The sequence below is a fragment of the Pseudomonas sp. NPDC087817 genome (assembly GCF_044742875.1).
In the GTDB taxonomy this organism is placed as follows: Bacteria; Pseudomonadota; Gammaproteobacteria; order Pseudomonadales; family Pseudomonadaceae; genus Aquipseudomonas.
This window is the reverse complement of sequence record NZ_JBIUVJ010000097.1, coordinates 1-11,599: the sequence shown is the minus strand read 5'-3', so window position 1 is coordinate 11,599 and position 11,599 is coordinate 1. Positions and strand designations below refer to the sequence as shown.

At 56.9% G+C, this 11,599-nt stretch carries 8 protein-coding genes and 2 pseudogenes; 5 read left to right on the top strand and 5 right to left on the bottom strand.

The features are described 5' to 3' along the window. The first annotated feature begins 220 nt into the window (after nt 1–220). On the top strand, nt 221–607 hold the full coding sequence (locus ACIONG_RS28510; RefSeq protein ID WP_016985771.1) for a hypothetical protein: 387 nt from the start codon (nt 221–223) through the stop codon (nt 605–607). 113 nt (nt 608–720) lie between these two features. On the opposite strand, the gene ubiA is transcribed toward ACIONG_RS28510, so the two are convergent. Together ubiA and ACIONG_RS28500 are read right to left on the bottom strand one after the other, a co-directional pair. Then, a complete protein-coding gene (gene ubiA / locus ACIONG_RS28505) occupies nt 721–1,611 on the bottom strand; it encodes a 4-hydroxybenzoate octaprenyltransferase (protein ID WP_103302687.1) in 891 nt (296 codons plus the stop codon). Then, on the bottom strand, nt 1,611–2,171 hold the full coding sequence (locus ACIONG_RS28500; protein ID WP_401304200.1) for a chorismate--pyruvate lyase family protein: 561 nt from the start codon (nt 2,169–2,171) through the stop codon (nt 1,611–1,613). The genes ubiA and ACIONG_RS28500 overlap by 1 nt, the downstream gene beginning before the upstream one ends. 202 nt (nt 2,172–2,373) lie before the next feature. On the opposite strand from ACIONG_RS28500, the gene ACIONG_RS28495 reads away from it, so the two are divergent. The 3 genes from ACIONG_RS28495 to ACIONG_RS28485 all read left to right on the top strand — a co-directional run bounded on the left by ACIONG_RS28495 (nt 2,374) and on the right by ACIONG_RS28485 (nt 4,176). Further along, nucleotides 2,374–2,541: a rubredoxin gene (locus tag ACIONG_RS28495; protein WP_007954349.1), complete on the top strand. Its 168-nt coding sequence runs from the start codon at nt 2,374–2,376 to the stop codon at nt 2,539–2,541. A gap of 20 nt (nt 2,542–2,561) precedes the next feature. Next, entirely contained in the window at nt 2,562–3,710 is a 1,149-nt protein-coding gene (locus ACIONG_RS28490) for an NAD(P)/FAD-dependent oxidoreductase (RefSeq protein WP_401304197.1), read from the top strand. Nucleotides 3,711–3,900: 190 nt separating this feature from the next. Continuing rightward, nucleotides 3,901–4,176, top strand: coding sequence for an HU family DNA-binding protein (locus ACIONG_RS28485; protein WP_003213368.1), 276 nt, complete (start codon nt 3,901–3,903; stop codon nt 4,174–4,176). Nucleotides 4,177–4,271: 95 nt separating this feature from the next. Here ACIONG_RS28485 and ACIONG_RS28480 read toward each other — a convergent pair whose 3' ends face one another. From ACIONG_RS28480 to tssI, 3 genes and pseudogenes are all read right to left on the bottom strand, one after another. Further along, the gene (locus tag ACIONG_RS28480; protein WP_401304194.1) at nt 4,272–5,348 is read right to left on the bottom strand and encodes a hypothetical protein; all 1,077 of its coding nucleotides are present in this window, start codon (nt 5,346–5,348) and stop codon (nt 4,272–4,274) included. A gap of 13 nt (nt 5,349–5,361) precedes the next feature. After that, on the bottom strand, nt 5,362–6,033 hold the full coding sequence (locus tag ACIONG_RS28475) for a DUF2931 family protein (protein ID WP_401304192.1): 672 nt from the start codon (nt 6,031–6,033) through the stop codon (nt 5,362–5,364). Continuing rightward, nucleotides 6,026–9,373: pseudogene (gene tssI, locus ACIONG_RS28470) on the bottom strand (type VI secretion system tip protein TssI/VgrG). The gene ACIONG_RS28475 and the pseudogene tssI overlap by 8 nt, the downstream one beginning before the upstream one ends. A 717-nt stretch (nt 9,374–10,090) precedes the next feature. On the opposite strand from tssI, the pseudogene tssA reads away from it, so the two are divergent. Further along, nucleotides 10,091–11,569 (top strand): annotated as a pseudogene (gene tssA / locus ACIONG_RS28465) (type VI secretion system protein TssA); the annotation flags it as partial. Nucleotides 11,570–11,599: the final 30 nt, after the last annotated feature.

Sequence of the window (11,599 nt, the reverse complement as noted above, 5' to 3'; positions counted from 1 at the left end):
AAAATAAACCAAAATAAATTCACAAAAGTGACATTAGTACACAACTATCATAATGCAAAATCCAACCAACCCATAATCCTCTTGTCAATTAACTGTCTTGCGCCGCATTAGATAACGGAATTATTGCAGTCGTGTGACAGTATTTTAGTCCGGCGGCGATTGTACGGATCCTGAACTAAGCTCTAAGTCCGAATCCTGACAACCACAAAAGAAGGTTTCCATGACTCAAATGACTGTTTCTTTCAAAGCCCTGTTGATGGCTGCTGCCCTGACTCTGCCTGGATTTGCGCTGGCTGCCGAGCCGGCCATGATGAAGGACGGCATGATGGTAGATCACAAAGGCATGACCGTTTATACGTTCGACAAGGACGCTGGCGGCAAGTCGATGTGCAATGGTGATTGCGCCAAGAACTGGCCACCGATGATGGCGCCGGCGGGTGCCAAGGCAGAAGGCAAATGGACGGTCATCAAGCGCGATGACGGCATGATGCAGTACGCCTACGATGGCAAGCCGCTGTACACCTTCATGAAGGATGAGAAGCCTGGAGAAATGAAGGGCGATGGCATGAAAGACGTGTGGCACGTCGTTCACGAATCACAAAAATAACCGCAATCTCCCTGTGGGGGCGAGCCTGCTCGCGAAAGCGGTGTGTCAGTTAACCAATTTGTTGACTGACACGACGCCTTCGCGAGCAAGCTAGCTCCCACATGTTTAAATTCTTATCGCAACGCGTAATCCAGCACGATCCCGACAAAAATCGCCAGCCCGGCCCAATGGTTGTGCAAAAACGCCTGGAAGCAGCGCATCCGGTCCTTGCTGCGGGTGTACCAGAACTCCCACGCATAACACCCGGCAGCCACCAGCAAGCCAAGATGGAACCAGACGCCCAGCTCAAATTTCGACCCCGCCAGCAACAGGCAGCCCAGCGACAACGCCTGCAAGCTCAGGATGATTACCCGGTCCGCCTCGCCGAACAGAATCGCCGTCGACTTCACGCCAATCTTCAAATCGTCATCGCGGTCCGTCATCGCGTAATAGGTGTCGTAACCCACCGTCCACAGCAGATTGGCGATCCACAGCAGCCACGCCGCCGCCGGCAACTCGCCCGTCTCGGCAGTGAACGCCATCGGCATGCCCCACGAAAACGCCGCGCCCAGCACCACCTGCGGATAATAGGTGTAGCGCTTCATGAACGGATAAGTGAAGGCCAATGCCAGCCCACCCAGCGACAGCCAGATGGTCGGCGCATTGGTGCACAACACCAGCAGGAAACTCACGCCCATCAGCAGCGCGAAGAACACCAGGGCTTCTTTCGAGCTGATCTTGCCGCTGGCCAGTGGTCGCTGCGCGGTGCGTTTGACGTGGCCGTCGACCTTGCGATCAGCCCAGTCATTGATCACGCAACCACCGGCGCGGGTCAGCACTACGCCGAGGACGAAAATCACCACGTTGGCCAGCGACGGTGAGCCTTTGCCAGCTATCCACAAGGCCCACAGCGTCGGCCACAACAGCAGGTAAATGCCGATCGGCTTGTCCATGCGCGTCAACTGAATGAAATCCCAGGCACGCGGGTTCAAGCGATTCAGGGACTTGAGCAGGCTCTGATACATCAGCAGTTCTCCGGATGGGCGCGGACGGCGCTCCACAGGCTCGGCAGGAAGATTTCGGCAACCAGCACGCTCAGCGCGCCACGATCGAAACGCGAGCGCCGACCCCACAATTCAGGGGCGCGGGAGACTGGCGGCAGCCACTGTTCCGGGTAGTGGCAGACTTCGATGGCGCGGCGCTGAAAGGCGTGATCGCAAAACAGCAATTCGCCCAACGAACGGCTGCCCAACTCATCCATGTGCAAGCCGTCGCCTTGCAGGGCTGCGCGCGAGGCCACGCTGCGGGCAAACACCCAGGCCTCGCCATGGCCACGCAAATACACCTCGCGCACCCAGCCTTCGCTGCCTTCGGCCAGGTCCAGTGCTGCACATTCGTCCGCGCGCAAGGTGTCCCAGCCTTCGAACAATGGCGTGACGCTGAAGCCATCGTTGGACAGACGGGTCAATCGGCGGGTCAGCGAACCTTCGTCGAACAGCCAGTCGAGGGTCGACGAATCGGGGAGCGGGGACAGTTGGCTTTGAGTCAGCCAGAGCGGGGCCGGGCAAGGATTAGTCTGTTGCACAATGAGTCATTATTGGCCGCAAATGAGGCGGCGAGCTTACCATGGCGGGCGGCGATACTGATTGATCCGGGTCGCCGTTGCGCCGAACAGGCTTGCATCTGCCCGGTTCGATCAGTACAAAACGCGCTGAGCCGGACGGCAGCGCAGCACCCATCGACCGTCCGCGCCGGCAAAACAGCCTGAACCCTGAGGAAGTACCTGAATGAAGAAGTGGCAATGTGTGGTCTGCGGCCTGATCTACAACGAAGCCGATGGCTGGCCGGATGACGGCATCGCACCGGGCACCCTGTGGCAGGACGTGCCGGAAGACTGGCTGTGCCCGGACTGCGGCGTCGGCAAGATGGACTTCGAAATGATCGAAATCAACTGAGAAAAACCAAGGAGTAAGGCATGAACGCACCTGTCGTAATCGTCGGCACCGGGCTTGCGGGCTACAACCTGGCCCGGGAGTTTCGCAAACTCGATAGCGAAACCCCGTTGCTGCTGATTACCGCCGATGACGGCCGCTCTTACTCCAAGCCGATGCTCTCCACCGGTTTCGGCAAGAACAAGGACGCCGATGGCCTGAGCATGGCCGAACCGGGCGCCATGGCCGAGCAATTGAAAGCCGAAGTGCGCACCCACACGCGCATCAGCGGCATCGACGCCGGCCACAAGCGCCTGTGGATCGGCGAAGAAGCGGTGTACTACCGCGACCTGATCCTCGCCTGGGGCGCGGAAACCGTGCGCGTGCCGATTGAAGGCGATGGCGCGGATCTGGTGTTCCCGATCAATGATCTCGAAGACTACGCACGTTTCCGCGCAGCGGCGGCCGGCAAGCGTCGGGTGCTGTTGCTCGGTGCCGGCCTTATCGGCTGCGAATTCGCCAACGACCTGATCCTCGGCGGCTACGAGGTGCAACTGGTTGCACCGTGCGAGCAGGTCATGCCGATGTTGCTGCATCCTGCTGCGGCGGCAGCGGTGCAGGCCGGGCTGGAAAGCCTGGGCGCTAAATTTCACCTCGGCCCGGTGCTGACCCGTCTGCAGAAAGTCGCCGATGGTCTGGAAGCGCACCTGTCCGACGGCCAGGTCATCCCGTGCGACGTGGTGGTCTCGGCGATCGGCCTGCGCCCACGCATCGATCTGGCGGCGGCTGCCGGCGTGCAGGTCAATCGCGGGGTCGTGGTCGATCGGCACCTGAAGACTTCCCACGCCAATATCTATGCCTTGGGCGATTGCGCCGAGGTCGACGGGCTGAATCTTTTGTACGTCATGCCCCTCATGAGCTGTGCGCGAGCGCTTGCACAAACCCTCGCCGGAAACCCGACGGCGGTGAGCTACGGCCCAATGCCGATCACCGTGAAAACCCCGGTGTGCCCACTGGTGGTTTCGCCGCCACCACGCGGCAGCGAAGGCGTCTGGACCGTTGAAGGGCAGGGCGCCGACATCAAGGCCCTGTGCCACAGCGCCGACGGTCAGTTGCTCGGTTATGCGCTGACTGGCGCGGCGGTGATGGAAAAACTCGCACTGAATAAACAGCTTCCGCCCCTGCTGGCGTAAATACTGGTCGTTCTGTCGGAATCACCCCGCTTTTGCCCCCACAAAGGTCGCGGGGAGACTGGCGCCGCCGGTATCCGCGTGCCATTCTCACTCCCGTCTGCCGCAGAGTAGAGCCTGCGGCGCCTTGGGCGCTGTTCCAACGAGAACAGCACGGACATAACAACAAAAAACCGTCAAAGGGGCTTCACTAATGCGTAAACCAGAACTCGCCGCTGCAATCGCTGAAAAAGCAGATCTGACCAAAGAACAGGCCAACCGCGTACTCAACGCCGTCCTCGAAGAAATCACCGGCGCTCTGCACCGCAAGGACAGCGTGACGCTGGTAGGCTTCGGCACCTTCCTGCAACGCCACCGCGGCGCCCGCACCGGCAAAAACCCGCAAACCGGTGAACCGGTGAAAATCAAGGCCAGCAACACCGTTGCGTTCAAGCCAGGCAAATCGTTGAAAGACAGCGTTAATCCTTAATTGCGGCGAACTCCCTGAGTAAAGGGGAGCACCGTAAGAAGAAATGGGCACGTCGATTGCGGTCGAGTGCCCATTTTTTGTGGCTGTATGTCAGGTTATTTGCGGAAGCAGGCTTTGCCGTTGCCAAAGTCTACGGCCAGGCAGTTTGGCTCGATCGCCAGTTGCAGATCTTTGAACAACACAGAAAGATCGCCGTTGGCAGGGTCAGGATAGGCTTGCCAGTCCAGCGTCGCCCATCGAGTTTCCGGCATGACGGTGAACCACTCGATTTCATCAGGAGAATTTTGTGTATGTAAGCCGATTTTTGCCAATGCTTTATTTGGGGAGAACGGCAGTGTCAGCGTGTTTCGCTGCGAGTCTGTCCAAACCTCCTTCAACGTCGAACCGTCTTCGAGTTGCCAATGAACTTCCACTGGATGGATCGCGGGTGGTGAGACCGGATCGAAGTGATAAAACGTCAACCAATAGTTATGGTCAACTCGTTCTCGCTCTACTGGAGCCAAATAACGGCTGGTGGTCGCCAGATCAAATTCGATTGGTTGTTCGAACGTTAAGGGCTGGTTTTTTCGTTTCTTCCAGCCAATGTTGAAGGCTCGGCTATCCCCCGCGACATCGAACCATTGATAGGTTCCACGATTATGATCTGTGCCAAAGCCAATTTTTTTCAGCGTTCTCTGGTAATCGTAAGGAAACCAGAGGTCTGTTTGTTGATTCGAGTTCAAGAGCAATTGACCCGGTGGGCCTGTATTGAACTCGAGACTGACCATCACGGGCTTCAGGGGCGGCGGCGGAGGTTGGTGATCGTACCGTAGCTCTAAAACGTAGCTCTCTTTAGCCAACTCATTTTTTTCTTTTTCGGCATATTCCTTTAGTTCGATCAGCGTTCTCTCGCGTGAAAGATTGTAGGAAAGCTTCTTTGCTGGTTGGGCAGCAGGCTCTTGCTCCAGCATGAGAGTGTTTTCCTCGACATACCAGTTTCCCTTGGCGACACCGCCAGCCGATCCGTAGGCGATACCAGCAGAAAAGGTGCCGTCCTTACGCAACAGCAACTCGGCGCCCATTTCCATTGCGCCCGTCAGGTAGTAATGGCCGTCCAGTGGCGGGTTGTCTGCGGATGCGTGGGTAACGGGAAGCCACATCAGCGCTGCGAACAACAGCGGTTTCAATTCCATGAGGTAATGCTCCTTACCAGCTCCCGAAGGGAATGCCGAATTTTTCGATGTAGGCTTTAGATTCAGGTGATAGAGACAGTGCGTACCGCCCCTCGTTTTTTCCTTGATACGGGCCTTCCTTCATTGCACTCCCTTCGACCCGAGTAATCTCGACAGACTTGAGGCAAGCGCCCCCTAGCCAGACCTTTGCAATACCGCCGGGGGCCAAGCCAATACCGATGTCATCGCGGTAGTCCGTGATCCATTTGCCATCAGCCCTGCAGAAAGCTTTTTCCGGCTTACGCATGATTTCCCGAGCCGATTCGGAAATGGTGATGTAAGCCTCATAGGTTTGAGGTTCGGCCAGGGATTGCCATCGTACATAGATCAAGCGGGGCAGGTCGGCGCCGGTGATATCCCGCCCTGCGCCACTTCCGGGGTTTTCTGGCCACCCTGCGGGCGTGCCTTTGTTATCAGCGGGAGCTCTTACCGAAGCAATACCGGCTCCGGCACGTCGGAATACTCGCTCTCGAATATCCACCACATCGGCGGTTTCAATCCGGACCTCCATGTAGTCCGGTGCTCCAAAGCCAAGGAACCATGGACGCTTGTCCGCAGCTTGGGAGACGTCTAGTCCGCAGCCGGCCAATAATATGCCTAGAAGGAAGTACATTGTTTTCCTGATAGGTCGAGTGAAGTCATTCATGGGGGTGCACCACTCGTTGGTTGTTCTTGGTTGGTCGGTTGATGAAAACAATATTCAAGTCGCTGCTGTTCAAGCCCTTGGCCGCATTCCAGTGAGCAGAGAGATGTATATAGCGGCTACGTAACAATGCCCTTTCTTTGATAGTCAGGCCTTCGACGGGAGACTCGCCCAAGGCGTAGGACTGGAGCTTCCTGTGAATGGGGACCAACTCTTCGGGCAGTTTCAGATTCGGCGTATCTGGGATGACCTTGAACGGCACATTTGCTCTGACCGCAAGCTCACGCATGATGCGCAGATACACCAGTGACAGCTCGCCATGTACTGGCCGCTCAATGCTGGCCGCCCCGTAAACCCGCTTTTGGGGATCCGGACTGAATCTGCCCTTTTGTGCTGATTGAGTCACGGCTCTTTCCCAAAATGCCACGCGCAATTGACTGCCCGGGACGTCCTCTTCGATGACGCCTTTTGCATACCAGGCAAATGCTTCTTTCTCGGCAGCAACATAGGCTGCACTGCGGGTCGCGTCCTTGTCTCGGCTGATAGTGCTGGTGATCGGGTTGCTCAGCAGAAGTTTTTCCTTGGCTCTGGGCAAGTAGCCGCCGCCCAGATCCGAGTGAGCGCCGGGCAAAAACAGATCGATGTCGCCCAGGCTGTTGAGTGCAAAGTTCTCGCGATATTCATCGCGCGCAACCAGATGGACTACTTTGTTGGCGCAACCATCAGGCAGCTTTAGATCGAGTCCGGAGTTTCTGCTGTTAGCGCCGGTAAAATCGAACAGCCATGGGTTGGCGATTGCTGCAACGGTGTCAAACAGACCAATGAAATTGATGCTGATGCTCGATTGCGGGCGCCAGTCAAAGGTGCTGGAGAGTGCCGGAGAACCTGCTGGAAACGCATCTGCGAGAATACTGCGCTCGCCTTTGAGAACCTCATTTGCAAAGTGTCGAGCCGCGGCGGCACCACGACTGAAGCCGAAAATATCGAACTCGATCTTTTCTATAAGTAGATTGGGATTCTTATCGATCAGTGAGCGCACTTGACCGATAATTTTTTCAGGGCTCTGCTCCACACGAGCTGATACGCCAGTCTCACCTCGGCCTGTCGCTTGTGCGTAAAGTGAGTCACCTGCGTCAGCTGTTGTGCCAATACCTTCGATGTACACGCGCAAAGAGGCATTTCTCGTTTTCTCCGGCAGTGTTTCGAAGGAATGATCCGTATACAGCTCATACAGCCGCACAATATTGCTCACATCATTTCCATAACTGTTGTCCGGCGAACTCCCGTTTCCGTCGTAACCGTAGGTGGCGCAGTGCTGCTGGATCTCTGCAGCCGCTTCCGCAAGATTGGCATCTGCGGCGTAGCACGCGGCGACTGTCTCGCTGTTGGCCTTGTTATTCCCAGTGCCATCGAAAAACACGCCGATACGCAAAGTTATTCCCCCAGGTGTCTCATCCTCCAGGTCGACTTCTTCCTCCTCTTCCTCAAGTTCTTCCTCTGCACGTGCGTTTACCGCTGGCGCAACGGGAAACGCTTGATCCAGGCCTGGTAGCAGCAGATTGGGCGCTTCACTGTCGTGTGGCTTGCGGCCCGTTTCGATTTCCTTGCTACTGAAAATGCCGCCAGCATCGATCACGAGGTGATGGCCGCCGGCTTTCAGCGTGATGCTGGCGCCGGCATCCAGCACCACACTGGCGCCGGCCTTCAGATGCACTTGCTGACCGGCCTCGATGTCGAAAGACTTTCCAGCCTGGGTGTAACTGCTGCCATTGATGGTTTCGCGACGTTCGTTGCCCACTTCCAGTTGAAGGCTGTTGCCGATTTTCTGCGCCATGTCGCGTTGCGCGCGCAGGTAAATCAGTTCCTGCCCGGCGCGATCCTCGATCGACAGTTCGTTATAGCCGCCGGTGTCGGGCGAGCTATGGCTGCGTAGCACTGTTCTGGTTTTGTGGTCGGGCAACGTGTAGGGCGGCAAGTTGGCTTTGTTGGTTACGCAACCGGTGATCAGCGGTTTGTCTGGATCACCTTCCAGAAAGGTCACCACGACTTCCATGCCAATGCGCGGAAGTGTCACCGCACCGAAGTGATCGCCGGCCCAGCTTGAGGAAACCCTCACCCAGCAACTGCTGCGTTCACTGTTGAATTCGGCGCGATCCCGAGGTAGTTCGATCTTCACCCGACCGAACTCATCACAGTAGATGTCCTCGCCCTCAGGCCCGGTGATGCGCGCGGTCTGGGCAACCAGTGGTGGACGACGCGGGGGCAGAGGCGGGCGGAAAACTACCTCGGCGGGAATGGCGCAGAAACTATTGCGATAACCCTGGATGAAGTCGTCATCGGGTTTGAAGTCGCTGGTGGCTGATTCTTCCAGCACTTGGGGTTGCCTGCCGGTGTGCATCACACTGGCCAGCAGCCACAGGACATTGCACTGCTTGCGGGGATGCTCGGCAAGTTGGAACAAATGGCCGCAGCGCAGCGTCGGCTGGTCGCTTTTACCTTCGGCCAACTCATAGTCGGTGCGGTGTCGCTCCAGTGCCTGTCGGGCAAGCTGTTTACCGTGCTTTTCGTTTTCCGGCAGCGACGGGTAGCGGTAGTCCTCCAACGCCGGGATGAACTCAGCGGTGAATCGGCTTTGCAGCAGAAGATTTGGGCGTTTGAGGTCATAGCCGCGGCGAATCGCCGTGCTGGTTCGGGTGCTGTTGCGGACGCTGAAACGGCTGATGACCGAATGCTCCGCGACCATCCCCGTGTCTTGCTGATACGCGGTAGCACCCAGTTTTGGCAGGAACACCTGGTCATCGGTGAAGACCAGCGAGTGGCCGTCTGACGAGTGTTGGTGGTGCCAGGCAATTCCATCCTCGGCACAAAGACGCTGGATAAACGCGAAATCACTTTCGCCATACTGCGTGCAGTATTCACGCTCCGGGCTGGTGGAGACGTGAAAAATATACGCATCGGCCAATATGCCGTGGGGTTGGAGAACCTAAGCAATGATCTGCGGCACAGTCAGATTCTGGAAAATCCGCTGATCCTGACTGAACTGCAAATAATGCAACGCCGGCACCAGCGTCAGCTCATAGCGGGTCAAGCGTCTCCCGAATTCACTCACCTTCACATCTTCAATGCGCCCGTGGATGCCTTCTTTGTTGAACCCGAATTGCAGAAACGCCGGCTGACTGAGCAGGCCTTCCAGATCGATATCAGCACGTTCGCTGACCAGTTCGACCCGGATGGCGTATAGGCAACTGATGGCTTCCTCACCATCGAACGCGAGCACTTCAAAGTCGTGGCGAACTCCGGGAATTTGCAGGATAAAAGGCGCGCAACTGCCCGTGCTGAACATACGCTTGTCCTTAAGCAAAGTGAGTCGATGCGCGGTGTCCGATCATCCTTGATCGCCACGCGAATAGAATTTGCCAAGGCACGCTAGCAACGCGGGAAATAAATTGATGTAAGAAGTATCTCTGACATTTGTCAGAGCATTCCGGGTGTGAAAGTGCGGGATAAATTTGAAGGAGAAGACTGTAGGAGGGCACTTCGATAATTATTGAGTTGGCACTGATGTGCAGTATTGCCGGTTCGGTGAAACTTTCAGAAAAATGAAATGCCATCAAATTGATGGCACTTTTTTTGTTGGGCGTTGTCGCCGGTGAATGGTTAATAGAAGTGCGAGAATTTTCGGAAGAGTCCTACTTCTATTTTTTTCGAGAGTTGTCATGCTTGGCGCCGCATAAAGAGACCCGCGTTCGGGGCGATGCGGTCAGGCTTGATCGGGCCGCTCTGGCTCAAGGGTTGTGAGGGAGGAAGACAAATGCGCGCAATATAAATCGCTATCAGGGATTCCCCTGTCGGATATAGGGCGATCTCTTACAGACGCCAATGAACACTTCGTCTTGTTGTTTGATCAGATGCTTGCTAGTGGCCATCATAGTGATTACGATGCGCCCACTTGAAAGAGCACACACTCAATTGGATGAGTTACGTCACTGCTCTTCGATACTGTCCAGCGCCGCGGCAACTCCAATAGGCGCATGACCGTAATCCTAAATAAAGGCCATGGATGTCCTACTCAAGCAAACTTTCCGCCCATTACCTCGAACTCGCAAAAGTCTCTGTTTCCAAAGAGAATTTCGCGGGCGAAGACGTTCGTTTTTCGAGCGAATTCGAGGCGCTGGAAAGCGAGCTGGCCAAAGCCTCTTCGATGCACGAAAGCGGGCAGATCGACTGGCTGAAAATTCGCGAAAACAGCGAAAATCTCCTGCGTACCCAATCCAAGGATCTGCGTGTCGGCGCCTGGCTGACCTGGTCGCTGTACCAGCGTGAATCCTTCCCCGGACTGCTGGCCGGTCTCGGTTTGCTGCACCATCTGTCGGAAAACAACTGGGCCGACGTTCACCCGCTCAAACCCCGCACCCGTGCCGCCGCGATTGGCTGGCTGGTGCCGCGTCTTGAGCAGGTGATCACCGAAAACATTGCAATCAAAGAGCAGTTGCCGATGTTCCGGCAGCTCTCCGAGCACCTGTCCGGCCTCGAAGCCGCGTGCGCCGAACACTTGGGCGACGACTCGCCGCTGTTGCTGCCGATCTCCCGTCGTCTGAAAACCATGATCCAGCGCGCGGCCGACAACCAACCGGCACCCGGTGTCGTGGGCGCGGCGGTGGCGCAGGTCAAGCAGGCCGCCAGCCAGTTGCTCGCGCCCGGTGCACCGATCGACAACGAAAGAGATGCACACAAAGCCCTGCGTGCCCAACAGGACAGCGCCCGGCCGTTGTGCGCCTGGTGGCTCAAGCAGAAAGCCACCGACCTGCGTGCCCTGCGCCTGAATCGAACTCTGCTGTGGATGACCATCGACGCCGTCCCCGAGCGCAACGCCGAACAGATCACCGTGTTGCGCGGCTTGCCGGTCGACAAGCTCAAGCAATATCAGGATCGCTTCGATCAGGGTAAATACGCGGACTTGCTGGTGGAACTGGAGGCGAGCCTGGCGAAGGCGCCGTTCTGGTTCGATGGCCAGCGAATGGTCTGGGAATGTCTCCAGAACCTCAACGCCGAGTTGGCCATGCGCGAAGTGGAAATCCACTTCGCGCTTTTGGTTCAGCGCCTGCCCGGCATCGTCGAGTTGCGTTTCCATGACGGCGTGCCTTTTGCCGACCCGGTCACCCGGGCGTGGATCGCCGCCAATGTCATGCCGCATCTGCAAAGCGCCAGTGCGCCGCGCAAGGTCGAAAGCGAAAACGTCGAAACCCAGCCGGCCTGGGAAAAGGCTCTCGAAGACGTCCTCCCGCTGCTGCGCAAGGAAGGCTTGAAGCCTGCCGTGCAGACGCTCAAGCAAGGCTTGCAGTCGGCCCATGGCGGCCGCGAACGCTTCTTCTGGCAGTTCGCCCTCGCCCGGCTGTGCTTCATGGCCAAAAAATACGAACTGGCCAAGAACCAGCTCGAAACCCTCGATCAGACATTACAGGACTCAGGCCTGCACGCCTGGGAGCCCGATCTTGCATTTGTAGTGCTGCAACTGCTGAAGAGTTTATTCGAGTTTTTGATGTAGATCTATTATGTGGTTTTATGCTTG

What these genes read in the sequence shown, in the direction of transcription:
- ACIONG_RS28510 (WP_016985771.1), top strand. Translation starts at nt 221, where the DNA reads ATGACTCAAATGACTGTTTCTTTCAAAGCCCTGTTGATGGCTGCTGCC.
- ubiA (WP_103302687.1), bottom strand. Translation starts at nt 1,611, where the DNA reads ATGTATCAGAGCCTGCTCAAGTCCCTGAATCGCTTGAACCCGCGTGCC.
- ACIONG_RS28495 (WP_007954349.1), top strand. Translation starts at nt 2,374, where the DNA reads ATGAAGAAGTGGCAATGTGTGGTCTGCGGCCTGATCTACAACGAAGCC.
- ACIONG_RS28490 (WP_401304197.1), top strand. Translation starts at nt 2,562, where the DNA reads ATGAACGCACCTGTCGTAATCGTCGGCACCGGGCTTGCGGGCTACAAC.
- ACIONG_RS28485 (WP_003213368.1), top strand. Translation starts at nt 3,901, where the DNA reads ATGCGTAAACCAGAACTCGCCGCTGCAATCGCTGAAAAAGCAGATCTG.
- ACIONG_RS28480 (WP_401304194.1), bottom strand. Translation starts at nt 5,348, where the DNA reads ATGGAATTGAAACCGCTGTTGTTCGCAGCGCTGATGTGGCTTCCCGTT.
- ACIONG_RS28475 (WP_401304192.1), bottom strand. Translation starts at nt 6,033, where the DNA reads ATGAATGACTTCACTCGACCTATCAGGAAAACAATGTACTTCCTTCTA.